Origin of the sequence: Fredinandcohnia onubensis (assembly GCF_002734215.1) — a bacterium.
Taxonomy (GTDB): domain Bacteria; phylum Bacillota; class Bacilli; order Bacillales; family Bacillaceae_L; genus Ferdinandcohnia; species Ferdinandcohnia onubensis.
Genome location: NZ_NSEB01000010.1, coordinates 45,852 through 70,974 on the forward strand (window position 1 = coordinate 45,852; position 25,123 = coordinate 70,974).

The following is a 25,123-nucleotide window of genomic DNA, read 5'->3' on the forward strand; positions in this document are numbered from 1 at the left end:
AGGCTGATTTGTGAAGCATTTTAATCTGATCTTATTAATTTTTTTAACATTACTTAATTCAGACTGGACAAGTGAAAATGTGCGGACTAATATAGAGAAAATAAATGTTAAATTATCCGAGGATGAGATTGCGATTACATTTTTGGACCTCTCAAACGGTGAAGCAAGTTTGATTCATTTACCAAATGGAGAGTTTTACCTTGTGAATACCGGTGGGAACGGAACCCAAAAGGAGCTAAAAGAGTACCTTGAAGTCTATGAAGTGAAAAAATTAAAAGGCATTATTATTACAAAACAAGATACATTATATACTTCAAATATAGACTGGTTAAAACAGCAATTCTCTGATGTGCAAATTATCCAAGGAGCGCAAAATAAGCAGGAATATTCCAATATCAATATCGTTAAGTGGGAACACCAAAAGACCTATCAATTAAGCTCTTTACTAGCTGCAGAAGTCATTCATGAAGAACATGATAACGAGAAGTCTCTCGGCATGGATATATTATTGCGATTTGGTAATCAGCAGGTTCTTTTTATGACCAGTGCTAATTCAGAATTAGAGCACCAAATGCTTTCAAATAAAGAGCTACCCATAACAAATATATTAAAGGTCGCAGAGTTTGGCCATGAGAAGGGTTCAGGAGAAAAATTTGTGAATCATGTAAATCCCCAGATTGCGATTATTTTTCATAAAAAAGGATCACTTCCTAGTTCAGATGTGTTAGAAAGACTAAATAGTAGTTGGATTGACATTTATTATACGAAACAGTTTGGCAGTGTCACCATCAAATGTTCACAGACAGATTATGAAGTCTTTCCGATTTCGTTAAAAAGTGACCAACCAAAGGGTGACCAAGAATAAAAAAGACCTGTCTAAAGACAGGTAAAGGCATGGGATTAGGAGTTGATTTTTTATTCAAAAGTATATTGTGAATGTTAATACACCTGTTATAATGATGTAAGGCAACTTAGTGAAGACAACTTCAACTGTAATGTTGTAGTACTTCTATTGTTGCCGTTAGTAAGATATCGTATGAGTAGTAAAATTTGTGATGAATGAAGGGAGAGCTCTTGCTTGGAAAGTAAGATAGAAGTTCTATCGACTGTTAAGATTCAAAATACTCCTGATTTATATAAAATTGTTGATTTGTTAAATCGAAGTTTAAAGCATGAGGATCTTATGTTTGGATTGGCACTCGATAAAGATGATCAAAATAATGCAGTTTTTACAATTTATCGTACGTAAAGAAGTTGATTAAAATGAAAAAATGGATCATATGGATACTCGTCCTTCTCCTTATTATTATCATTTGGACAGGAATCAGCATTTATCAATCGGCATTAAAGCCATTTAATAATGCTCAATCAAAAGGAAATGAAATTGCGCTCGAGAAGACAGCAATTGAAACAATTGAAGAAAGTTATACATATTTTGGAACAAAAACATATCAAGTCGTCATCGGTAAAAATGATAAGGGTGAAAAAATGATGGCTTGGATTCCAGAAAAAGATGGTGAAATAGTAACGCGCATTGAACGTGATGGAATCACAGAAAAAGAAGCAATTTCTATACTAAAGAGGGAACGGGATCCACAAGAAATTCGTTCCGTCAAACTTGGGATTGAAGATAATATCCCCATTTGGGAAATTATTTATATAGGTAGTGATAATCGATTAACCTACCATAAATTGTATTTTGAAACTGGCAAATACCGCAATTCAATCAAACCATAATACGTGGGGGGAAAACCATGAAATTAGCAAACAGAGTAGCAGCATTAACACCTTCATCTACACTTGCTATTACCGCAAAAGCAAAAGAATTGAAGGCAGCGGGTCATGATGTAATTGGACTTGGTGCAGGTGAACCGGATTTTAATACACCTGATCACATAATCGAGGCCGCAATAAAAGCAATGAAAGAGGGACATACAAAATATACACCTTCTGCTGGATTACCTTCGTTAAAACAAGCGATTTGTAATAAGCTTTTAAAAGACCAACAATTAGAATATAAGCCAAATGAAGTGATTGTTGGAACTGGCGCAAAATTTGTATTGTATGCTTTATTCCAAGTACTCTTAAATAAAGATGATGAAGTTATTATTCCTACTCCTTACTGGGTTAGCTATCCTGAGCAAGTAAAGCTTGCAGAAGGTGTACCAGTGTATGTTGAAGGAAAAGAAGAAAATAATTTTAAAGTTACAGTAGAACAGTTGGAAGCAGCCATTACAAATAAAACAGTTGCTTTAGTATTAAATTCACCAAGCAACCCAACTGGTATGCTTTATTCACAAGAAGAATTAAAAGCAATTGGTGAATTATGTGTGAAGCATGATATTTTGATTGTTTCTGATGAAATTTATGAAAAACTTGTGTATTTTGGTGCTGCTCACTATTCAATTGCTCAAGTAAGTGAAGAAGTGAAAGCAAAAACTGTTCTTATCAATGGACTTTCTAAATCACATTCAATGACAGGTTGGAGAATTGGTTATGCGGCTGGTCCTGTTGATATCATTAAAAGCATGACAGACCTCTCAAGTCATAGTGTATCTAACCCAACATCGATTGCACAATATGCATCGATTGCTGCTTATGAAGGGTCACAAGAACCTGTAGAAACAATGAGACAGGCCTTTGAACATAGATTAGATGTTATTTATGACAAATTAGTAAGCATTCCCGGAATTTCATGCAAAAAGCCACAAGGGGCTTTCTATCTATTTCCGAATGCTAAGAAGTGTGCGGAATTGACAGGATTTGATAATGTAGATGATTTTGCTAAAGCTCTATTAGAAGAAGCACTTGTTGCTGTTGTACCTGGGTCGGGCTTTGGTGCACCAAACAACATTCGTCTATCTTATGCTACATCATTAGAACAGCTTGAAATTGCGATTGATCGTATTCGTAAATTTGTCGAGGAAAAGATGTAATTAATGGATTCATATGGGGATGGTTCATTTGGGTTTTATTCACTCATGAACCATCCCCATGGTATTTCTTGCTTCATTATGACAAGATATGTATAATAAAGTAGGAATTTATACATAAGTGGCGCAAATAACGCCAATGCGCATTTGATTGATTTTTGGAGGGACAATTGTGAAAACAACTATTTCAGAAGTTAATAAATTTGTTGGAGAAGAGGTAACAATCGGTGCTTGGTTAGCGAATAAACGCTCAAGTGGAAAGATTGCTTTTTTACAACTTCGTGATGGGACAGGCTTTATACAAGGTGTCGTTGTGAAGGCGGAAGTGGATGAGGACGTTTTTAAAACGGCGAAATCAATTACACAAGAAACTTCTTTATATGTAACCGGTGTTGTTAGGGAAGATGAAAGATCACCTTTTGGTTATGAACTTACGGTTACAAATATTCAAGTTATACATGAAGCAGTCGATTACCCAATTACACCAAAGGAACATGGAACAGAATTCTTAATGGATAATCGTCACTTGTGGCTTCGTTCAAAGAGACAGCATGCTGTCATGAAAATCCGTAATGAAATTATTCGTGCAACTTATGAATTTTTCAATGACAATGGATTCTCAAAGGTTGATCCACCGATACTAACTGGAAGTGCACCTGAAGGTACAACTGAACTCTTCCAAACAAAATACTTTGATGAAGATGCATATTTATCACAAAGTGGACAATTATATATGGAAGCTGCAGCGATGGCTTTAGGAAAAGTATTCTCCTTCGGCCCGACATTCCGAGCGGAAAAATCGAAGACACGACGCCATTTGATCGAATTTTGGATGATTGAGCCAGAAATGGCCTTCTATGAACATGAAGATAGTTTAAAAGTACAAGAAGAATATGTTGCGCATATTGTTCAGTCTGTCTTGAAAAACTGTCAATTAGAGCTGAAAACATTAGGTCGTGATGTATCGAAGCTTGAAAAAATACAAGCACCATTCCCACGTATATCTTATGATGAGGCGATTGAGTTTTTACATGAAAAAGGTTTTAATGACATACAGTGGGGCGATGACTTTGGTGCTCCACATGAAACAGCAATCGCTGAAAGTTATGAAAAACCAGTATTTATTACAAATTATCCAAAGGGAATTAAACCTTTTTACATGCAGCCAGCACCTGATCGTGATGATGTGGTGTTATGTGCGGACTTAATTGCTCCTGAAGGCTATGGTGAAATCATTGGTGGATCAGAGAGAATTCACGATTATGACCTTATGAAACAACAGCTTGAAAAACATGGATTAACAAGTGATGCGTACCAATGGTATCTTGAATTACGTAAATATGGTTCAGTACCACACTCAGGCTTCGGATTAGGCTTAGAGCGAACTGTAGCATGGATTAGTGGCGTTGAACATGTACGTGAAACAATACCATTCCCACGCTTATTAAACCGTCTATATCCATAAATAACAATAGTAGAGACCTTCTTTAAGGAGAAGGTTTCTTTTTTTTTTAACAATTTTGAAGCCAAATATTTCTTTCTTATTGCTAACCGTAATCTCATGTTATACTAGGGTATGAAGAGGTGTTTATACATGAAAATGGATAAATTAGTTGATTTATTCGAACAAGGCAGTATTTCAATTCCGAAAATGTTAATGTCCTCGTATCGACATCTACAGCTTAATGAAGAGGAAATGATGGTCCTATTCCATATCTTAACTTTTATGGATGGTGGAAATTTCTTTCCTACACCAATTGAAATCTCAAATCGCATGACAATTACAGAAGAAAAATGTATGGAAATTCTACGTCAGCTTATTCAACGTGGTTATTTAGAAATAAATGAAGGAAATGATGAAAATCGTATCATCTACGAAAAATACTCTTTACGACCATTATGGGAGAAAATGCTCCAATATCTTGTTAAACAAAATATACATGAAGAGAAAGAAATCGAACAACAACACGAAAAGGATTTATATAGTATTTTTGAACAAGAATTCGGACGACCTCTCTCACCATTTGAGTGTGAATCGTTAGCAATGTGGCTAGATCAAGACCATCATGATCCATCCATTATAAAAGCAGCATTACGAGAAGCAGTTATGTCAGGAAAGCTCAATTTCCGATATATTGATCGAATCCTCTTTGAATGGAAAAAGAACGGTATCCGTACGATTGCACAGGCTCAGAACCATTCTCAAAAGTTCCGGCAACACCAACATAAACAAAAACAATCTGAGCAACCTCAGCAGGGAAATTACAAACGAACCATCCCTTTTTATAATTGGTTAGAGAGCTAAAGATAAAAAATAGGTGATAAAAAATGTTAAACAAACAACAAATTCAATTTTGTCTAGACACAATGGGAGAGATGTTCCCGGAGGCTCATTGTGAGCTGAATCATAAGAATCCATTTGAACTGGTGATTGCTGTTTCATTATCTGCTCAATGTACAGATGCATTAGTGAATAAAGTAACAGCTTCTCTTTTTGAAAAATATAAAACTCCAGAGGATTATTTAGCTGTTTCTCTTGAAGAGCTTCAAAATGATATTCGTTCCATTGGTCTTTTTCGAAACAAGGCAAAAAACATTCGTAAATTATGCCAGATGTTAATTGAAGAATATGGGGGCATCCTTCCACAAGACCGGGATGAATTAACAAAATTACCTGGGGTAGGTAGAAAAACGGCTAATGTTGTTGTGTCTGTAGCCTTTGGTATTCCAGCAATTGCGGTTGATACTCATGTAGAAAGAGTAAGTAAGCGACTAGGATTTTGCAGATGGAAAGACTCTGTATTAGAAGTTGAAAAAACATTAATGAAAAAGGTTCCTAAAGAAGAATGGTCTGTGACCCATCATCGGATGATTTTTTTCGGAAGATACCATTGCAAGGCTCAAAATCCTCAATGTGAAATATGTCCGCTTTTAGAGGTTTGCAGGGAAGGGAAAAAGCGAATGAAGGGGAAAGAAAAGGTTGGATAATGAAAAGGGTATATCTGATATTATGGAAAAATGGGATACTAGAAAAGAACATCTAACTCGCTGCTATCGAAATAGAGAAAAAGTAGCAGTTGTTGAGCCGATGAAAGAAGCAATAGATGATTTTTTAACCTTTTTATGTTTAATAAATGAAAAGCAATTTTCGAGTGCAGAACCCATACTTGAAAACACTCAGGAATTCGATTATAAGCCGATTAATTTTGAGGAGCGGATTTCTTTTATTTTGAAAAAGCCTCATCAATACCATTCATTTGTACAATTAAACGAACTTTATTATGAACTTCTAAAGCTTCATGCAATCATGAAAATTAGAACTCAAAAAAAATAACGCACAATTTGTGCGTTATTTTTTTACTTATTCACGGTCTTCGTTACCAGGTGGGAGAGGAGGGAAGATCGCTCCTTCACCAGGACCTTCGCCTTCACCGTTGCCTTCTCCATTGCCACCGCCATCGCCACCACCATTGTCACCATCGTTTCCACCATTTCCATTACCTGGTGGAGTTACAGGTGGGAGTGGAATTTCAATTTCTTCTTCCTGTGGTTCCGGAACATTGATTGTGTTTGACGCAGAATCACTGCGTTTTTCAGGATTATCATCATTTACAACTGTAACTGTAAATTTGTAGATAGCTCCAGGAATAGCATCAGGAATTGTATAGGTTAATTCCTTCGTTGTTGTAAGAACCTTAGCAGGTCCTTCATCAATTGATACACCTATCTCAAAGCTATTACCCTCAAGCTCGCCTTCAGTATATGCCCAAGATAGATTGATTTGATTTGTCACTTGGTCATACTGCACATCAAGGTTTGATGGTGGAGTAAGTTTGTCATATTTATCAGACACTTGCGTTGGTTCTGTACCTTTTATGAAATATTCATAAACAATTTGGTCTTTTGGCGTATAATCACTTGGAAGTTTTGCAGGATTTGATCCTTTTTCTACACCGACTTTAACGACTGTCTTAGGCATAACGAAATCCTCTGATTCTTTTCCTTCAGAAAGATTCGTAATGATGTTTCTAAACAATTTTAATGCTAGGTTCTGTTCAGCAGGCTTAATAGGTTCACGATTATTTTTATATCCCGTCCAAATTGCGACAGTATGGCTAGGTGTGTAGCCGCTGAACCAAACATCCGGTACACCAGAAGAAATATTATATTTCTTTATATCCTCTGCGGAATAGTTTGTTGTTCCTGTTTTTCCAGCAATTTGTAAACCAGAAACATCATATTTTCTCCCAGAACCAAAATCCATTACGGATTTTAGCATGTCTGTAATCATAAAAGCTGTTGCTTCCGACATTGCTTCTTCAGGCTCTGGAGCAAGAGTTACTTCTCTTCCATCTGGAAAAACAATCTTGTCAACCGCATGTGGTTTAATAAAGTTTCCTTGGTTTCCGAATGCTGCATAGGCACCGGCCATTTCAAGAGGAGAGATACCGCCTGACATTCCACCGATTGAATATGCCTCATTAATTCTTTCATCAAATGTAATTCCGAGACGTTCAGCAAATTCCGTTACTTTGGTTACGCCAACTTCCTGGAATGCCTTAAGTGCTGGGATGTTTCTTGAGTGAGCTAATGCAACTCTTGCAGTTATTTGCCCCATATGCTTTCGGTCAAAGTTATTAATGGGCACACCATTTGAATAGGTGTATGGTTCATCTTTAATTTGATGGTAGGTTGACCATTTTAAATATTCAATAGCAGGGCCATAGTCTAAAATAGGTTTAATCGTTGAACCAGGTTGGTTTTCGGATTCAAGCGCAAAGTTTCTGCGGTTATTTTGGGCCTGGTTTCTTCCGCCACCTAAAGCTCTAATTTCACCTGTTTTCGTATCCACTACTGCGATACCAGCTTGGAACTCGTCATTTGGGAATTGAACATCTGGATTTTCATTTGTTAATAATGAATCGACGTGTGCTTGTGCTTTAGGGTCAAAGGTTGTATAAATTTTCACACCTGCATTATATACATCGATATCATCATATTCTTTAAGCTCGAGTTTTACTTGGTCCATGAAAGAATCTATTGGTGATGATTGTTCTTTTGATTCTACAATAGACGATTCAATCGGAATCTTTTTAGCAGCTTCTGCTTCTTCTTTTGAAATAAATTCATGCCTAACCATTAGGTTTAGTACAATATTACGACGCTTTTCTGCTGCTTCTGGATGAACAAAAGGGTTATAAATCCCTGGATTTTGCCCTAATCCAGCAATAAAAGCAGATTCATGAAGCTCTAGTTCGTCAAGTGACTTATTAAAATATATTTCGGCAGCCTTGGATACACCATATGTGTTACCGACCCCGTAGTAGATTTTGTTAAGGTACATTTCAAGTATTTCGTCCTTTGAGTACTTACGTTCTAATTGAAATGCTAACCATAATTCCTGTGATTTTCTCGTAAGCTTTTTTTGTCCTTCTTCGAAGAAGGAATTCTTTATTACCTGTTGTGAAATGGTACTCGCTCCTTCAGAACCAAATCCATCAGTAATATTTGCGACAACGGCGCCACCAAGACGAATAACATCTAATCCATGGTGCTCATAGAAACGAGCATCTTCGACTGCTATTACCGCATTCTTTAAATCCTCAGGTATTTGATCCAGAGGGACGTAGGTCCGTTTTTCTGCGCCAAATTCATAAATTTTGTTGCCATCCATATCATAAACTTTTGACGAAAGAGGATCCTTTAGTAAGGATTCATCTAATGGTGGAGCTCCACTTGCCATTACGAAGAATGTGGTAGCCCCAGCTACCATTCCTATTATTCCTATTAGTAGGATAATGAGTATGATTCGTTTAAATAACGAACCCTTCGCTTTTTTTGGTTTCTTATTCTTTTGATTCGCATGTCGACGTTCTTCACGAGTTTTATATTTTTCAGACATACTGTTTCCTGCCTTTCAATTGCATTCATACCTATAGACGTTTTTGAATAACAAAATGTTTCATTTCTAGCTTTTTACGATTCAAAGTAGAGTTGATTAATAACTTTAATATAATCAATTCTTGGCCTAAATCCAATAGATAATGGATGTCCGTATGTTTCTACTTCTTTTTTTGTAATTGATTTTCTTCCATCAGCCATTTTTCGATTCCAGAAGGTTAATAAGTGCTTTGCCTCAAGTAAAAACATTTCATCTAATGTTGTAAAACGAAGGATTACAAAGCAAATCCCATTTTGCTTCACACAATCAGACATATGCTTTATTTGGTGCTCATGAAAGTTTTGAAGCGGAAAAGAGGTTTTATTTTTCGTTTCCTTCGCTTCAAAGTCAATATAACGGCCTTTGTAAATGCCATTATAGTCCGTGGTTGATGCTTGCTTAAAATAGGCTTCTTTTATGACTGCTGCACTTCTTTTCGGATAATCGACATTTACGATTTGTACAGGTGTTGGTTTTTTATGAATAACTGCAATTTCCTGTTCCAAATAAAATTGATTTGTTTCGTTGAGATCTTCTTCAAGTGTCATCCCACGATTCCCATATATTCTTTGCTTGAGATGTGGTTTATTTTTTACCTGTTGGGGCTTATATACTTTCCCATTTGGATAACGAAACTCCATACTCCCATCCCCCTTAAGACACCTATTATACCAAAAAATTCTCAGAATTAGTTTGAAGAAATTGTAACAATTAAGGTCTGGCCTAGAAGGATTACTTTTCACTATACCATACTATTCGGCTGAAAATATACTTTTGGGGGCGTGTTGCTCTAAAGGATGGATACACTATGGATAAGAGGTGTGCTAAGAATGAGTAAAAAACAAACCGATATTTTACAAATAGAGACGATGGTAGATATTCGTAGAAACCAGGAACTGCATCTAACAATAGAAGAAAGAGAATTTCTTTTGGATATTCAATCAAAAACAGCAAAAGGAAATAAAGATAATATTTCGAGGACGAAGCGTTATACAACTTACTATAAAAGAAATAATGAGATACGATGGTCATTTTTAGCAAGTCAAGTTTCACGGAATGCAGGTTGGAATATGACCGATTTAGAAGGAGAATGGTTCCCGAAAATTTTAACTAAAAAAGATAGAAAAATTTTATTCGACACCTATGAACGGGCAAACTGGCTCATCTTTTCAGATGCATTTCCACAACTCTTGATTTACGAGTATTCGAAAAAAATAGGGAAGCCTTTGTTTCACATGCTAAAAATGTTTTCGGTATCCCAATTTATCGAGGCAGAATGGGAGCTTTTTTGGCGATATGGTAATGGGGGCCGTTTGGTAACAGCCCAAATCATCAATGAACAGAATCTCATTCAAATGCCTGTAATCGAACATCCGTTATTAAATAGGAAGGTTTTTCAAAGTTTCTTCTATAATCTTCAGGACATTCTGCACTTTAGTTCAGTCATTTTTCCAACATTGGATGGCAGATTATTTGGATTTTCCGTTCATAAATTTACAAAACTAGATAATAGAATTGAACTTGGTAAAAAGCTTGCATCCCTTTTATTTCATAAGGACTATTATAAATTTTTTATTCAATTTTCCAACGTCGTAGAGCATACTGGCTCAAGATATGATTATGAAAGGTATATAGATGAACGAAGATTTCGCAATACACCATTTTTACGAACTACCTATCCGATTATCCAACACCATAAAGGCAAGACATTAGATTGGTACAAAGGGGAGAGAAAAGATAAATGGTTTGAAGAAGTGGAGCTGGGAGACCAATTTGATCTTACAAAATGGTTCCTGAAAAAACAAAAGCAAGTACAAGCAGGCATCCTACTAGAAGAACTACTATTAAAAAACAAAGGCTGAGGGTCAGCCTTTGTATGTATATTATGTTGATGGTCTATCTGGTCCTTCAAGTTTTTTGTCTCCATAACCAGGTGCTTTCTCTTCATTACGTTCTTGCTTATTTTTCTTCTTATTTTGCTTTGCCATGGAATCTTCACCTCCTACCAGTAGTGTGAGCATCTTTCCTAGATAACATTCTTAAAATGCAGGAAACCATTGTCGAAAATAGCGAAAGTTGCTGGAGGAATACCACTTTCTTTGACGAATAAAAACTAGTTTTGTCAAGCGTGCAGGAGGAAAAATTTCGGCATCGAATTAACTAAAAAAGACCGAATAGGAGGATGGATATGTTGAAGGGTGAACTTACGACTAAAGCACATGTTCTTGGGGATATTGATCAATTGCTTAATTCATTAAACACGATTGATAGGCAAATCCAGACCGAAGTAGATTTGTGTATTAATGAAGGGGAAGAAAAGAAAATGATTCATATTAAGAAGCTTGAAAATGATCTCATTTCTTTACAGAAAACATATCATAGTCAAAAACCTGGACAATCATCGCAAACCGAAAAGGAGCATTCTTATCACTTAACATTAAGCTATTAAAGCGGTAAGATAGATGTTGAGGTGAGAAAATGTATACCGAACTATTGGCAAAGACGAATATTTTAAAGGGTCTCTGTGACCAATCCCTTAAACGATTAGAGGATGTTAAAACGAGTGAATCCTATGAAGTGGATTTTTATAAAGAAGTAAAACCTTTTGTAGATTCTACAATGGAAATAGCAGATAGTTGGAGAGATTTGGCGATTGATTGGATTAAAAAAGAGTTTCCTAAAAATCTTCATCCTAATCAGATTGATGCTACACATGAAAATATCCAACACATCTCCATCCAAGGTTTTTATCAAGATACAAAAGTCAAACGTTTTAAAAATATGTATGAATCTGTTCAATATGTACTTGATAACATTCTTGAAAGGGCTACAAAACCAACACAATAAACCCTCCGTAAAAGATACCTTGATAGAAGGGTATCTTTTTTTGAACACCTAACCCAACTTTTACATAATCTATAGTAAAAGAACATCACGGGAGGTTTGTTCCACATGTATCAAAATTTTCGCAGGAACAAATATGCTGCTAGACCTTATGGTAATTCTTGGCCATATTATGGGCAACCTACTTATCAGCAATTTTACGGAGGAGGGTACCAATCGAATTGGAATCAATACAATCCTCCAACTTATATGCACTATAACATGAATAGTTACCCTGGTTATTCCCCATATGGATATCAGACTCCATATTCAAATCCTTATCCGAACCCTAACTCAATTGGTTCGGGTCAAATGAAAGCAAAAGGGGCGGGGGGCATCCTTAATCAATTTAAGAAAAAGGATGGGTCCTATGATATCAACAAAATGATGGACACAGCAGGGCAAATGGTAGGGGCAGTAAACCAAGTAAATTCGATTGTGAAAGGCTTAACGAAAACGTTTAAAGTGTAGCTCCGAACAAATAAAAGAAAGCTGTCACATATTCAGCTTTCTTTTTACATAGGTTTATTTAGGTTTTTTCTGTTCATTGTACTGCTTTGCCAAAAGCTGTAATGCTTCATTATAGGATAATCCAGAATTTGCATTCAATCGTTTTACTTCTTCGACATTTGTATTCGAATACTGCTTCGTATTAAATCCGTTTGCCATATTATCCACCTTTTCTAAAGCAATTCATATACTTCATTAAGTTGATGAACACGTGTAAAATCTTTTTCGTCCATTGCATAATTAATTTCTTCAGGTAAAACTTTGTTTAGAAATTCGATTTCTTCCTCATCTAAATCTCTTACAAGTGCTTCTTCCGAAGCGTATTGGTTGTTTATGATTTTTGTCAGAATAGCACGGCTTGTCTTATTCTCATCACCATAATTTGAAATTGATTCTATTAAATAGCCTAGCGTTTTATCCACGATTGATCACCATTTCATCATTATTTGAACATTCTCTATTAGGATTCGTTGAAAAAAGAGGTAAATTCCTCTCTATTATCTGATTCAGATTCTTTATAATACGGGTTTTCCTCAGTTGCATTTTTAGGGTCAAGATTCGTTTTAATCACAAGCATCGGTTCATCACTGGCATCTGCAATGATTCGGTCATTTAATTCCTTAAAATCGGGTAAATTTTGGTTGCCTGCCTTTTTGTCCATAATTACACCTCCTAGCCATATCATGCTAATCTTCGAAAGAAAGTATGTAAAAAAGAGCATGTAATTTCACATGCTCTCATCAATAGAGATTTTACGTTTTCTTGGTTTAGGTATCCGAATTTTTAAGACACCATTTATATAAGATGCTTTAATGTGGTTTGTGTGTATGGGGTATGGTAACGAAATGGTCCGGCTGGCTTTGTTGAAAGAATTCTTTTTTACATAATAATGTTTTTTTTCATTGGTTTCTTCCACTTCTTCAACATGGTTAACGGTGATCGTAATATACCTTTCTGAGTACTCGATATCAATTTGTTCTTTTTTGACTCCTGGTAAGTCTGCTGAAACAATTAGCTCTGTGTCTGTTTCATACATATCAATGGGAATAGTTGAGAATGGGAATGGTTTTTCGAAGAATTCGTCTATTGTATCTAATAGTCGTTTGACAGGTTGCTGGGTAAAGAACTCATTCATTGATTTCATAAGTGGACCGAATGCATCATTTTCATCTTTTGGGTTTGGTTTATCTGACCTTTCATCTTTCATTCTTTTTCTCCTCCTTAGACGTATTATCTATTGTCACTATATTCATTTCATATCAAAATGTTTTTATTTTGGCATGAAAAAAGAACTGAGTGCAAATAATCTCAGTTCTTTTAATCATTAAATAAATAGTTCTTCCTCTAGGCTTTCAAAATCAACCATGATGTTCCCTTTTTCATCAACTTCCACTATATCTTTTTTCTTTAATTTCGTTAAAGTTCTACTGACTGTTTCACGAGTGGTTCCGATCATATTCGCTAAATCCTTATTTGTGAATTGGGTTGTAATCATGATTTTGCCATCAGGCATCTTTTGGCCATCTGTATTACAAAGGCGCATGATTAATTTAATGATTTGTTCGTAGGTATTATTTAAAATTTGAGCTTCTAATCGATTTTGAAGGTCTACTATTTTCTCACCCATCACCCTAAACAGCTTGATGCTAACTTGCGGCTGCTGTAATAATACGTTTTCAAAATGAGAAATTGAAATAACGACAGCCTTTGTATTCTCTATTACCAAAGCATAAGCAGGATAGTTTCCTTTTCTGAAAAAACCAACATGTGGAAACATATCTCCATCCTTTTGGACAGTCACAATTTGTTCTTTTCCATTCACATCATTTTTATATATTTTTACTTTTCCTTGGTAAATAAAATAAACATTCTCTAAAGGGTCGTCCTGCATAAAAACATGGGAGCCCTTTTTATACTGACGGTATTGGGCAATGTTCACGATTTCATTTAATTCATTACTTGTTAGTTCTTTAAAAAGTGGTACGGTTTGTAACACCTCAGTTATCTCGATCCGATTCATTTGTATCACTCCAAGCCTCTACTGTTCCTTTAAGTGTACCAAACTACTAGATTACAGGTAAAGCACTAGCAATTTATTTATCGGCTTAAAAGGTCATTGTATTAAAGTATGAAAGGAAAACTAGTACTTATCACTTAAAATGAAAAGAAATTTATACCTAGTGTCATATTTTGATGATTTTTTTTATAGATTTAATGTAGAAATCATATGATTTCAAAAAAATAGTATAGGGGGTCAATTTTTTGAAAAGGAAGCTTTCAGTTGGATTAATATTATTGCTTTCTATCTTTTTAGCTTTATCTGGTTGCTTTAGTGGTGAAACGACGACAAATGAACCAGAAAAGCCATCAACTCCTAGTGAGGAAGGTAAAGAAAACGAACAGGAATCATCGGGACCAAAGATCCTTCGCCTAAATAATAATGAGGAGCCTGGTTCATTGCATCCAGGTACTGCTCAAGGAACTCATGATTCATGGATTCTTGAGCATGCATTTGAAGGGTTGACAAAGAAAACGCCAGAAGGTGAAATTGTAGCCGGTATGGCAGAATCCTGGGAACCAAGTGAAGATGGGTTAACTTGGACTTTCAAACTTAGAAGAGATGCAAAATGGTCAAATGGTGACCCTGTTACTGCTCATGATTTTGAATATGCGTGGAAATATGCTTTAAACCCAGAAACAGCGTCTACATATGCATATCAACTCTATTATTTAGAGGGTGGAGAAGCATATAACTCAGCAGAAGATGGTGCTGATTTAGCGGCGCTTGAAGCTGCAGTTGGTGTAAAAGCAGTTGACGATACGACGTTAGAAGTAAAGCTTGCACAACCAACACCATATTTCTTAGACTTAACCTCGTTCTATACGTATTATCCGATTAATAAAGCTGTTCAGGAAGCAAATCCAAACTGGTACCAGGAAGCAGAATCCTATGTTTCAAATGGTGCATTTAAATTAACAGAGTGGAAGCATAAAGAAAGCATGAAGCTTGCGAAAAACGAAAATTATTATGAAAAAGATAAAATCAATTTAGATGAGGTTCATTTCGTCATTATTGATGATGAAAACACGTCATGGCAAATGTATCAATCAGGCGAATTGGATCTAGTCTACCCACTTCCACAGGATGTAATTGGTCAGTTAAAGGCTGAAAATAATCCTGAATTCGAAATCGGTTCTGACCTTGCTGTATATTATTACAACCTAAATACAGAGAAAAAGCCGTTTACGAATGCAAAGATTAGAAAAGCTTTATCTATGGCGGTTGATCGTGAAACAATTGTTGAGCACGTTGCTCAAGGTGGTCAATCACCTGCATATTCGGTAGTGCCACCAGGAATTCCTGATGTTTCAGGGGATTTCCAAGAGAATACAGGTAAGCTATTTGAAGCAAATATTGAAGAGGCGAAAAAGTTAATGGAAGAGGGGTTAGCTGAAGAAGGGCTAGATAAGTTCCCGGCGGTAATATTAACTTACAACACGTCTGAAGGGCATAAGATGATAGCTGAAGCTGTTCAAGAAATGTGGCGTAAAAATCTTGGTGTAGAGATTACATTAGAGAATGTTGAATTCCAGGTTAAGCTTGACCGTGAAAAAGCAGGAGACTATGAAATTTCTAGAGCGGGTTGGGTTGGTGACTATGTAGACCCAATGACATTTATGGATCTTTGGGTGACAGATGGACCATATAATGACGCAAACTGGAGTAATTCTGAGTATGACAAGTTTGTCAATCTTGCGAAAACAACGATGGATCAAGAAGAACGGATGAAGGCAATGCATGATGCTGAAAAAATCCTAATGGATGAAATGCCGATTATCCCAATTTATTTCTATACAAAGCCATTTACTGTGAAGCCACATGTAACTGGTATCTATACACCAATTAATAGTTATCCTCAGTTCATCTATGCGGATATTAAAAACTAGGTAACAGGTAAAATCGAGGTATGCTAGAAATGTAGCATACCCCGATTTTTCTATAGTAGAAGAAGCTCTACTTAAAACGCTAGCAATCAAGGTTTTAGAGGGGGATAACATGCTTAAGTATATTGGAAAACGAATTGTCCTAGCGGTTGTAACCCTTTGGGTGATTGTCACACTAACTTTTATTCTCATGCACAGTATTCCAGGAAATCCATTTGCCCAAGAGGGAACCATGCCTGAGGCAGTCTATAATAATCTACAAAGCTATTATAATTTGGACAAACCTTTACATGTTCAATATGGTCTTTATTTACTTTCTATTTTGCAGTTTGATTTCGGACCTTCTTATAAATCTTCAACCTTAACAGTGAATGACTTAATCGTGAACGGCTTCCCAGTTTCATTACATTTAGGAACGCAGGCCTTGCTAATTGCGATTCCACTTGGCTTGCTTTTCGGAATCATTGCTGCCCTATATCGGAATAGGTGGCCTGATTACTCCTCTATGATTCTCGCAATCATTGGAATTTCTGTACCAAACTTTATTCTTGCAACCTTTCTCATCAATTATTTGGCGGTTGAATTAAGATGGTTCCCTGTTGCAACCTGGAAATCATGGTCACATACCGTTTTGCCGTCCCTGTCACTTGCGATGATGCCAATGGCCTTTATTGCACGGTTAATGAGGTCAAGCATGCTCGAAGTAATGAGTCAGGACTTTATTTTAACAGCTAAAGCAAAAGGGCTTAAAAAAGGGTCGATCATTTTAAAGCATGCGATTCGAAATGCGATTTTGCCAGTCGTTACAATTGTTGGAATCTTGATTGCCAATATTGTAACTGGAAGTTTTATTATTGAAAAAATATTTGGTATCCCGGGCATGGGAGAAATGTTTGTAACGAGTATTTTTAATCGAGATTACCCTGTTATTCTTGGCTCGACGATTTTTTATTCAGCCATCCTAATTCTTTTCATTCTGATTGTTGACATTGCCTATACGTGGATTGATCCGAGAATTAAGGTAACGGGGGAGAGTAAATGAAAAATCAACCAAATCTAACGGAAGATATGTTTACACCAGTTGAACAGAAATATGCGGAAGCAGAGAAAATCGCAAGGCCCAGTATTTCCTATTGGCGAGATGTTTGGAATCGTCTAAAGGAAAATAAATTAGCGATGATAGGGCTCATAATCATTATCATCATCGGAGTCATGGCCATCATCGGCCCCCATTTAAACGGATATACGTATTATGAGCAGGATTTTACCAAAAAGAACCTACGTCCGAATGCTGAGCATTGGTTCGGAACAGATGCATCTGGACGTGATTTGTTTACACGAGCATGGTATGGCGCGCGAATATCTTTATTTATCGGACTAATGGCTGCTCTAATTGATTTTGTAGCGGGGATTATTTACGGAGGTATCTCAGGTATTCGCGGTGGCAGAGTCGATAATATGATGATGAGAATCGCGGAAGTGCTTTATGCCATTCCCTACCTCCTAATGGTTATTTTAGTCATGATTGTCCTTGAAAGAGGCTTATGGGCAATTATTATTGCAATGTCCATAACGGGTTGGATACCAATGGCAAGGCTGGTCCGTGGGCAGGTGCTTCAACTCAAGGAATATGAATATGTCCAGGCAGCAAATGCGATGGGAGCAAAAACCTCTTGGATATTAAGAAGACATATGATTCCAAATACGATGGGGCCAATATTAGTAAATGTGACATTGACCGTCCCAACTGCAATATTTGCTGAAGCAACACTTAGCTTTTTAGGACTTGGGATTCCTGCTCCGAAGGCTAGTTGGGGTACGATGGCGAATGATGCATTAGGTAGTATTTTAATCGGGAATTTCTATCAATTATTTTTCCCAGCTTTTCTCATCTCACTGACAATGTTCGCGTTTAATGTGTTCGGAGATGGATTAAGAGATGCACTCGATCCAAAATTGCGGAAATAGATTATCTGCATTGATTAGAAGAGGGGGAAAGTAGATGGAAAACATACTAGAAATCAATGATTTGCATGTTTCGTTTGATACAAGTGCAGGGAAAGTAAAGGCAGTTAGAGGAGTTTCATTTTCAGTAGAAAAAGGGGAAGCAATTGCCATTGTTGGTGAATCGGGCTGTGGTAAAAGTGTGACAGCTAAATCAATCATGAAGCTTCTTCCAAGCCCACAAGCAAAAATCGAAAAGGGCTCTATTCTTTTAAATGGAGATAATTTAGTGCGAAAATCAGAAAAAGCAATGGAGAAAATTAGAGGAAATGAAGTAGGGATGATTTTTCAGGATCCTATGACATCGTTAAACCCTACGACTAGGATTGGGGTTCAAATTGCGGAGGGTATCATTCGTCATAGAAAGGTTTCAAAAAAGGAAGCACTTGAGTATGCCGTAAACATGCTTGAGGTGGTGGGCATTCCTCAACCTGAAAAGCGCATTCATCAATATCCACATGAATTTTCAGGTGGGATGAGACAGCGGGTGATGATTGCCATTGCCCTTGCCTGTCAGCCCAAACTTCTAATTGCTGATGAACCTACAACTGCATTGGATGTGACCATACAAGCACAAATTTTAAGGCTAATGAAGAAATTGCAAGAGCAAACCAATACTTCGATTATTTTAATTACCCATGACCTTGGTGTTGTAGCGGAAATGTGCAGTAAGGTCGTTGTGATGTATGCAGGGGAAATTGTTGAAACAGGTAGTGTCGAGGAAATCTTTTCAAATCCGACTCATCCGTATACGAAAGGATTGTTAAAATCAGTACCTCGTCTTGATATGGATAAGCATGAAAAACTATCGACCATAACTGGAACGCCTCCAGATTTACTCGACCCACCAAAGGGCTGCTCATTCTATCCAAGGTGTGAAATGGCAATGAAAGTTTGTGCTGAACATAAACCAGCTTTTGAAGGCGTTAGCCGAACACAGTACAGCTCATGCTGGTTAAATCATCCAATGGCTAAAAATCGTCTAAATCACGTTTAGGGGGGAGGTAAGAAAGTGGTTGAGAAATCAAACGCATTACTTGAAATAAAAAATGTAAAGAAATACTTTTCAATCCACAAGAAGCCGTTAAAGGCAGTTAATGATTTGAATTTAATCATAAATAAAGGGGAAACAGTTGGACTAGTAGGGGAAAGTGGCTGTGGAAAATCAACAGCAGGAAAAACGATTATTCGTTTATTTGAACCAACAGCAGGTGAAGTCCTGTTTGAAGGGAAAAACATTTATCAGTTTAATTCAAGACAAATGAAGGAGTTTCGCAAAGATGTTCAAATTATTTTTCAGGACCCCTATGCATCCTTAAATCCAAGAATGAAAATTGAGGATATTATTGCGGAACCACTTGATATCCACGGTCTTGCTAAAGGTAAAAAAAGAAAAGAACGTGTGAAGGAACTTTTAGAATTGGTAGGTCTTCGTCCAGAGCATGTTAATCGATTTCCCCATGAGTTTAGCGGGGGACAAAGACAGCGAATTGGAATTGCCAGGGCCCTGGCTCTAAATCCCAAATTTATTGTGTGTGATGAACCAATTTCAGCATTAGATGTATCAATTCAGGCGCAAATAGTTAATCTGTTAAAGAGTTTACAGGAAAAAATGGATTTAACCTATTTATTTATTGCCCATGATTTATCTATGGTCAAATATATTTCAGATCGTATTCTTGTGATGTATTTAGGAAATATGGTTGAGTTTACGGATAGTGAGTCGCTTTATGACGAACCACTCCATCCATACACAAAAGCTTTGTTATCCGCTGTGCCAATTCCTGATCCGGTAGTGAAACGTGAACGAATTGTGCTCGAAGGAGAAGTACCCAGTCCATTATCTCCACCATCTGGTTGTGTGTTTCGAACAAGATGTCAATATGCAATGGAAAGATGTTCAACTGAAGTTCCACAGTGGAAGGAAGTTAAGCCATCTCATTTCACAGCCTGTCATCTTTATGATTAATACGTACGTTTTACAAATATAGGTAGAAAGTGGTATAATATTTACTAACTAAGTTAAATTAATAGTAATGCTTATTATAAGGAGTTTCTCAAGGAAGCTTCGCGTTAACAAAAAGCCCTAAAGCCAAAGTTAGCCGTAGTGGCGCTATCCAGTTTATAAGCGCACAAAGAACACTTTTTATAATAAGTTTTTTTATTTTAACAATACTTTGCAATAAGTTTCGTGCCAACCAAAACAAAGGAGATGATTTGAATGGCTTTTGGAAGAAGACCAGTCGAAGAAATTGTTACTGAGGAAACAAAGGTGTGGGAATGCACAGCTGAGGAATGTAATGGATGGGTACGAGATAATTTTAAGAGCACACAAGAGCCAACTTGTCCATTATGTGGAGCTGAGATGGAGACAAATACAAGATTATTACAGGTTGTCAACAACCATAATAAAAGCTTTTTAGCATAAAAATTTTATCTGTTTCCTCCACCAAAAAATAGAAAATAATTTTTTAGTTATAAAATGTTTTTTCTATGGACATAATAATTCATGCATTACCTTGCAACAACTTTAGTTGCATTACATAGGAGGAAACAATAATGGCACAAGGAAAAGTAAAATGGTTTAACAGTGAAAAAGGCTTTGGATTTATCGAAGTTGAAGGTGGAGACGATGTATTCGTACATTTTTCAGCAATCCAAGGTGACGGGTTCAAAACGTTAGAAGAAGGTCAAGATGTTACGTTCGATATCGAAGAAGGTAGCCGTGGACCACAAGCTGCTAATGTTCAAAAAGCATAATGAACCAATTATAAACCGTTCAAAACAGATTCTTTTATAGAATCTGTTTTTTTTGTTGTTAAGAATCCACTAAAATTGAAAAAACCCCTAACTAATGTTAGGGGAGAAAATTAATTTGTAGCGGCTTTAACTGGTTTTGCAGTTTCAGACCCATAAACGGCCTTGCTGCTAACATCTACTCGTTTAATAAACATGGCTAAGATTAAAGCAACTATATTAATACCCAACGCTACTAGGAAGGAATAATTAATTCCTGCAAGTAAAGCTTGTTGACCTATTAGAGCTTGAGTGCTTTCAGTTAATGTGGTTGGATCCACATTAGCTATGAGACTCTCGCCTTCTGATTTGGCCACGCTATTCATTATAGTTACCAATACGGCTGTACCAATTGAACCAGATACTTGTTGTGCTGTATTATTGATAGCTGTTCCATGTGGATAAAAACGTGCAGGCAATTGATTCAATCCATTTGTCATAATCGGCATCATGACCATTGACATTCCAAACATACGAAGAGTGTATGTTGTGATGATATAAGCGTATGAAGAATCAATTTGCAGTTGTGATAATAAATAGGTTGATACTGCTGTAACTACTAACCCACATATGGAAAGAAGACGTGGGCCGAACTTGTCAAATAATTTTCCTGTAATCGGGGACATAATACCCATAACAATTGCTCCGGGTAACATCATTAAACCAGATTCAAATGGAGAAATTCCACGAACACTTTGTACATATGCCGGTGTTAAAATCATTCCAGAGAACATCGCTACCGCGTTTACCATGGAGATGATTGAAGCTAGTGCGAACATTGGATATTTATATGCTCGTAAATCAAGAATGGGTTCATCTATTTTTAGTTGGCGTAAGATAAAGATAATAAGTGCTATCCCACCAATAACTAATGATGTAACAACAAGAGTATCGCTCCATCCGTCACTGCTTGCAGAGCTGAATCCATATAATAAGCCCCCAAAACCAATTGTCGAAAGAATAACCGAAAGATGGTCAATTGTAGCATTTTTGTTTACTTCCATCACATTTTTGGATTTCCAAACTGCAAGTACTAAGCTGATGACTGCAAGAGGTAAAATCATTTCAAACAGTACTCGCCAATCGTAGTGTTCTACAATATATCCTGATAATGTAGGTCCGATTGCAGGTGCAGTTATCATAACCAATCCAAAAACGCCCATTGCCGTACCGCGCTTTTCTACTGGAAAACTAACAAGCATGATGTTCATTAATAATGGTCCCATAACTGAAGATCCTGCTGCTTGAACCATTCGACCAGAAAGTAATACTCCAAAATTTGGTGCAAATGCTGCCATAGCCGTACCAAGTGCAAAAATGATCATTGATGTAATAAATAAGCTACGGTTTGAAAAACGTGTGATTAAATATGCTGAAGCAGGAATTAATACACCGCTAACCAACATATATCCAGTTGCAAGCCATTGTACAGTAGAATAATTTTCGATTTTTAAATCAATCATAATGGATGGTAATGCAACATTTAATAATGAATTATTTAAAAAAGAAACAAACGCCCCAATAAATAATACAGCTAACATTAAATAAGGTGGTTTTTTTTGTTGTAAAGTAGACTCCATTCATCTTCCCCTCGATTCGTTCGTAAAATATTTACTTGATGATTTTATACCATCAGTTCAATTTGTGCAATATATTTATACTTAAGGTATAATATGCTAGTAGTAGTAAATAAAATGTTTACTTGGAATATACAGGAAACGGTTGGAGGATGTATGAATAAACGTAGGAGAAAAGTGGCTGACGTGGCTTTGAAATTATTTGTAGAGAAAGGATTTCAACAAACCTCGATACAAGATATCATTGAACAAGCCAATATTTCAAAAGGTACATTTTATAATTATTTCTCGAATAAAAATGACTGTATTGCAGAAATATTAGAAGGGTTGCGTTACGACGCTAGCCAAATTCGTATGGAATTACAGGTTGGCAAAGATGAAACGGACCGCTTTGTTTTAGTTGAACAAATTTCAATCCTAACCAAATTAAATAGAGAGCGTAACCTTAATACTATTTTTGAGGCGATTTTAAATTCAAATGAAGTAGAACTCAAAAAACTTGTGATGCATCACCGGATTCATGAATTGGAATGGCTAGCTGGCCGATTTGTTGATGTATATGGGGATGAAATAAGGCCATATGCGTTTGAACTTTCGATTCTTTTTTATGGGATGATGCATTATATCTCATTTACAATGAAGATTACGAATAGTACACAACCAATGCACAAGACGGTTGAGGTGCTGTTAACTTATTTGGAGGCAATCATCCCGATTATGGTCAAAAATGGTAGTACTTTGCTTGATTCGTCGTCTCTTCATTTTTTACAAGCGAGAATTGATCGAAAGGTACTAAACCTACAGGAACTTTTGGATTTAGCAAAGAATATAGAGAAGGACGCAACTTTTACAACAGACCAGCGAGATTTATATGATACGATTGTGTCAGAATTACAGCGGGAGCGGATTCGAAAAAGTGTGCTTCAGCCATTGATAAAACCATTTCAATTGTCTTTCGTACAAACGGAAATTGAACATGAAGTAAATACTTTTACAAATTTTCTTTGGTATTACTTAAGGATGCATTAATAAAAAACACAAAGGGGTGTTCGAGATTACAAAAAATAAAATGGGCTGGAATTTTGACAATAGTTATGTACGTTTACCAAAGGATTTGTATTCAAAAACAGATCCTACTCCTGTAAATGAACAAGAACTAGTGATCTTAAACAAGTATTTAGCCGACTTCCTTGGGTTAGATGTAGAGGCTTTGCAGAAAGATGGGGTTGAGGTCTTTGCTGGGAATAAGATTCCCGAGGGGGCTGAACCTATTGCGCAAAGCTATGCTGGTCATCAATTTGGTCATTTTACAATGCTTGGAGATGGCCGTGCTGTGTTGCTCGGTGAACAGATGACTCCAGATGGGAAACGATTTGATATTCAGTTAAAAGGTGCAGGTCGTACACCTTATTCACGCGGTGGTGATGGTCGTGCTGCAATTGGTCCAATGCTTCGTGAATATATTATAAGTGAAGCGATGCATGGATTAGGGATTCCCACTACCCGAAGCTTAGCAGTAGTTACGACAGGAGAACCGGTTTATCGAGAGACAGTTCTACCTGGTGCGATTCTTACACGCGTGGCCTCGAGCCATATTCGTGTTGGTACGTTTCAATTTATTGCAGGACTTGGGAAAATCGAAGAACTCAGATTGTTAGCAGATTATACGATAGAACGACATTATCCTGAGATTAAAGATGAGGAAAACCGGTATCTTGCTTTACTACGCGAGATGATTAATCGCCAAGCTGCTTTGATTTCAAAATGGCAATTGGTCGGTTTTATTCATGGGGTTATGAACACTGATAATATGACGATAAGTGGGGAAAGCATCGATTATGGACCATGTGCATTTATGGATACCTATGATCCAGCCACTGTTTTTAGTTCAATCGACACGGGCGGTCGTTATGCCTATGGTAAACAACCATATATCGGTGGTTGGAATTTAGCCAGATTTGCAGAAAGCTTATTGCCTATATTAGATGAAAATGAAGAAAAGGCACTTCAATTAGCGCAGGATGAAATGTCAAAATACATCGGGATTTATGAAGAAAATTGGTTGAACGGGATGAGAGCAAAGCTTGGCCTGTTCAATGAAGAAGCCGAAGATAAGGGTCTTATTGAAAATCTATTGGAACTGATGAATTCAAACCAACTAGATTACACGAATACATTTGTAGCGTTAACCTTCGATAAACTTGATAGCATTGAGATATGTAACACAGAGAAATTTAAAAGCTGGCAACAAAAGTGGGAGGAAAGACAATCTAGACAAGGTAAATCAGAGGCTGAGATAAAAGAATTAATGAAAACATCGAATCCAGCTGTCATACCACGAAACTACCGTGTTGAAGAAGCGTTGGAAGCAGCTGCAGAAGGTGATTATCATGTCATGGGTAAACTGTTAAAGGCATTAAAAAATCCATTTGCGCACTCCCCGGACCAAGCTGAATACGCAAAACCACCTGAGCAAACAAACAGGCCATATCAAACATTTTGTGGAACTTGATATAAAAAGCACCCCTATTTAG

Annotated in this window: 30 protein-coding genes; 21 read left to right on the top strand and 9 right to left on the bottom strand. The window is 36.7% G+C overall.

Annotated elements, in window-relative coordinates:
• Window positions 1-10: 10 nt before the first annotated feature.
• The 8 genes from CKK03_RS11635 (at window position 11) to CKK03_RS11670 (ending at window position 6,267) form a co-directional block, all read left to right on the top strand.
• Window positions 11-865, top strand: coding sequence for a ComEC/Rec2 family competence protein (locus CKK03_RS11635; RefSeq protein ID WP_099362751.1), 855 nt, complete (start codon window positions 11-13; stop codon window positions 863-865).
• A 213-nt stretch (window positions 866-1,078) separates the two neighbouring features.
• Entirely contained in the window at window positions 1,079-1,249 is a 171-nt protein-coding gene (locus tag CKK03_RS11640; protein WP_099362752.1) for a YpmA family protein, read from the top strand.
• Between the two features lie 14 nt (window positions 1,250-1,263).
• Window positions 1,264-1,737: a cell wall elongation regulator TseB-like domain-containing protein gene (locus CKK03_RS11645; protein WP_099362753.1), complete on the top strand. Its 474-nt coding sequence runs from the start codon at window positions 1,264-1,266 to the stop codon at window positions 1,735-1,737.
• Between the two features lie 17 nt (window positions 1,738-1,754).
• The gene (locus CKK03_RS11650) at window positions 1,755-2,936 is read left to right on the top strand and encodes a pyridoxal phosphate-dependent aminotransferase (protein WP_099362754.1); all 1,182 of its coding nucleotides are present in this window, start codon (window positions 1,755-1,757) and stop codon (window positions 2,934-2,936) included.
• 169 nt (window positions 2,937-3,105) lie between these two features.
• A complete protein-coding gene (gene asnS, locus CKK03_RS11655) occupies window positions 3,106-4,398 on the top strand; it encodes an asparagine--tRNA ligase (protein ID WP_099362755.1) in 1,293 nt (430 codons plus the stop codon).
• A 129-nt stretch (window positions 4,399-4,527) separates the two neighbouring features.
• Window positions 4,528-5,238, top strand: a complete 711-nt coding sequence (locus CKK03_RS11660) for a DnaD domain-containing protein (RefSeq protein WP_099362756.1) — start codon at window positions 4,528-4,530, stop codon at window positions 5,236-5,238.
• Window positions 5,239-5,261: 23 nt separating this feature from the next.
• Entirely contained in the window at window positions 5,262-5,921 is a 660-nt protein-coding gene (gene nth / locus CKK03_RS11665; RefSeq protein ID WP_099362757.1) for an endonuclease III, read from the top strand.
• Window positions 5,914-6,267: a YpoC family protein gene (locus CKK03_RS11670; protein WP_099362758.1), complete on the top strand. Its 354-nt coding sequence runs from the start codon at window positions 5,914-5,916 to the stop codon at window positions 6,265-6,267. Before nth ends, CKK03_RS11670 begins: the two co-directional genes overlap by 8 nt.
• A 27-nt stretch (window positions 6,268-6,294) precedes the next feature.
• Here the strand turns inward: CKK03_RS11670 and CKK03_RS11675 are convergent, their stop codons facing one another.
• Both CKK03_RS11675 and recU read right to left on the bottom strand, forming a co-directional pair.
• Complete coding sequence (locus CKK03_RS11675) at window positions 6,295-8,835, bottom strand: PBP1A family penicillin-binding protein (RefSeq protein ID WP_245864099.1); 2,541 nt, start codon at window positions 8,833-8,835, stop codon at window positions 6,295-6,297.
• Between the two features lie 74 nt (window positions 8,836-8,909).
• Window positions 8,910-9,515, bottom strand: a complete 606-nt coding sequence (gene recU, locus CKK03_RS11680) for a Holliday junction resolvase RecU (protein WP_099362759.1) — start codon at window positions 9,513-9,515, stop codon at window positions 8,910-8,912.
• A gap of 189 nt (window positions 9,516-9,704) precedes the next feature.
• On the opposite strand from recU, the gene CKK03_RS11685 reads away from it, so the two are divergent.
• Window positions 9,705-10,736 (top strand): DUF2515 domain-containing protein, encoded by a 1,032-nt coding sequence (locus CKK03_RS11685; protein WP_245864101.1) that lies wholly within the window; start codon window positions 9,705-9,707, stop codon window positions 10,734-10,736.
• A 21-nt stretch (window positions 10,737-10,757) separates the two neighbouring features.
• Here CKK03_RS11685 and CKK03_RS24290 read toward each other — a convergent pair whose 3' ends face one another.
• Entirely contained in the window at window positions 10,758-10,862 is a 105-nt protein-coding gene (locus tag CKK03_RS24290; protein ID WP_502306326.1) for a hypothetical protein, read from the bottom strand.
• 200 nt (window positions 10,863-11,062) lie between these two features.
• Between CKK03_RS24290 and CKK03_RS11690 the strand changes: the two genes are divergently transcribed.
• The 3 genes from CKK03_RS11690 (at window position 11,063) to CKK03_RS11700 (ending at window position 12,228) form a co-directional block, all read left to right on the top strand.
• Window positions 11,063-11,323: a hypothetical protein gene (locus tag CKK03_RS11690; protein WP_099362761.1), complete on the top strand. Its 261-nt coding sequence runs from the start codon at window positions 11,063-11,065 to the stop codon at window positions 11,321-11,323.
• A 29-nt stretch (window positions 11,324-11,352) separates the two neighbouring features.
• Window positions 11,353-11,721, top strand: coding sequence for a YppE family protein (locus tag CKK03_RS11695; RefSeq protein WP_099362762.1), 369 nt, complete (start codon window positions 11,353-11,355; stop codon window positions 11,719-11,721).
• Between the two features lie 105 nt (window positions 11,722-11,826).
• Window positions 11,827-12,228 (top strand): YppG family protein, encoded by a 402-nt coding sequence (locus tag CKK03_RS11700; protein WP_099362763.1) that lies wholly within the window; start codon window positions 11,827-11,829, stop codon window positions 12,226-12,228.
• A gap of 54 nt (window positions 12,229-12,282) precedes the next feature.
• Here CKK03_RS11700 and CKK03_RS23705 read toward each other — a convergent pair whose 3' ends face one another.
• The 5 genes from CKK03_RS23705 to CKK03_RS11720 form a co-directional block, all read right to left on the bottom strand.
• Window positions 12,283-12,426 carry a hypothetical protein gene (locus CKK03_RS23705; protein ID WP_180271234.1) on the bottom strand — a complete coding sequence of 48 codons (144 nt, stop codon included), beginning with the start codon at window positions 12,424-12,426 and terminating at the stop codon, window positions 12,283-12,285.
• 14 nt (window positions 12,427-12,440) lie between these two features.
• A complete protein-coding gene (locus CKK03_RS11705) occupies window positions 12,441-12,689 on the bottom strand; it encodes a sporulation protein (protein WP_099362764.1) in 249 nt (82 codons plus the stop codon).
• A 38-nt stretch (window positions 12,690-12,727) separates the two neighbouring features.
• Window positions 12,728-12,928, bottom strand: a complete 201-nt coding sequence (locus tag CKK03_RS11710; RefSeq protein ID WP_099362765.1) for a hypothetical protein — start codon at window positions 12,926-12,928, stop codon at window positions 12,728-12,730.
• Between the two features lie 66 nt (window positions 12,929-12,994).
• Entirely contained in the window at window positions 12,995-13,474 is a 480-nt protein-coding gene (locus tag CKK03_RS11715; RefSeq protein WP_099362766.1) for an Hsp20/alpha crystallin family protein, read from the bottom strand.
• Between the two features lie 117 nt (window positions 13,475-13,591).
• Window positions 13,592-14,287, bottom strand: a complete 696-nt coding sequence (locus CKK03_RS11720) for a Crp/Fnr family transcriptional regulator (protein ID WP_099362767.1) — start codon at window positions 14,285-14,287, stop codon at window positions 13,592-13,594.
• A gap of 242 nt (window positions 14,288-14,529) precedes the next feature.
• Between CKK03_RS11720 and CKK03_RS11725 the strand changes: the two genes are divergently transcribed.
• From CKK03_RS11725 to CKK03_RS11755, 7 genes are all read left to right on the top strand, one after another.
• Complete coding sequence (locus CKK03_RS11725) at window positions 14,530-16,215, top strand: peptide ABC transporter substrate-binding protein (RefSeq protein WP_099362768.1); 1,686 nt, start codon at window positions 14,530-14,532, stop codon at window positions 16,213-16,215.
• 109 nt (window positions 16,216-16,324) lie between these two features.
• Complete coding sequence (locus tag CKK03_RS11730; protein ID WP_099362769.1) at window positions 16,325-17,254, top strand: ABC transporter permease; 930 nt, start codon at window positions 16,325-16,327, stop codon at window positions 17,252-17,254.
• Entirely contained in the window at window positions 17,251-18,180 is a 930-nt protein-coding gene (locus tag CKK03_RS11735) for an ABC transporter permease (protein ID WP_099362770.1), read from the top strand. The genes CKK03_RS11730 and CKK03_RS11735 overlap by 4 nt, the downstream gene beginning before the upstream one ends.
• Window positions 18,181-18,214: 34 nt before the next feature.
• Window positions 18,215-19,213 carry an ABC transporter ATP-binding protein gene (locus CKK03_RS11740; RefSeq protein WP_099362771.1) on the top strand — a complete coding sequence of 333 codons (999 nt, stop codon included), beginning with the start codon at window positions 18,215-18,217 and terminating at the stop codon, window positions 19,211-19,213.
• Between the two features lie 15 nt (window positions 19,214-19,228).
• The gene (locus tag CKK03_RS11745) at window positions 19,229-20,185 is read left to right on the top strand and encodes an ABC transporter ATP-binding protein (RefSeq protein ID WP_099362772.1); all 957 of its coding nucleotides are present in this window, start codon (window positions 19,229-19,231) and stop codon (window positions 20,183-20,185) included.
• A 252-nt stretch (window positions 20,186-20,437) separates the two neighbouring features.
• Window positions 20,438-20,644 (top strand): cold-shock protein, encoded by a 207-nt coding sequence (locus tag CKK03_RS11750; protein ID WP_099351639.1) that lies wholly within the window; start codon window positions 20,438-20,440, stop codon window positions 20,642-20,644.
• A gap of 131 nt (window positions 20,645-20,775) precedes the next feature.
• Window positions 20,776-20,976, top strand: a complete 201-nt coding sequence (locus CKK03_RS11755) for a cold-shock protein (protein ID WP_099351638.1) — start codon at window positions 20,776-20,778, stop codon at window positions 20,974-20,976.
• 110 nt (window positions 20,977-21,086) lie between these two features.
• Here the strand turns inward: CKK03_RS11755 and CKK03_RS11760 are convergent, their stop codons facing one another.
• On the bottom strand, window positions 21,087-22,592 hold the full coding sequence (locus CKK03_RS11760; RefSeq protein WP_099362773.1) for an MDR family MFS transporter: 1,506 nt from the start codon (window positions 22,590-22,592) through the stop codon (window positions 21,087-21,089).
• A 153-nt stretch (window positions 22,593-22,745) separates the two neighbouring features.
• Here CKK03_RS11760 and CKK03_RS11765 point away from each other — a divergent pair, with 153 nt between their 5' ends.
• The gene (locus tag CKK03_RS11765; protein ID WP_099362774.1) at window positions 22,746-23,618 is read left to right on the top strand and encodes a TetR/AcrR family transcriptional regulator; all 873 of its coding nucleotides are present in this window, start codon (window positions 22,746-22,748) and stop codon (window positions 23,616-23,618) included.
• A gap of 40 nt (window positions 23,619-23,658) precedes the next feature.
• The gene (locus tag CKK03_RS11770) at window positions 23,659-25,101 is read left to right on the top strand and encodes a protein adenylyltransferase SelO (protein WP_099362775.1); all 1,443 of its coding nucleotides are present in this window, start codon (window positions 23,659-23,661) and stop codon (window positions 25,099-25,101) included.
• Window positions 25,102-25,123: the final 22 nt, after the last annotated feature.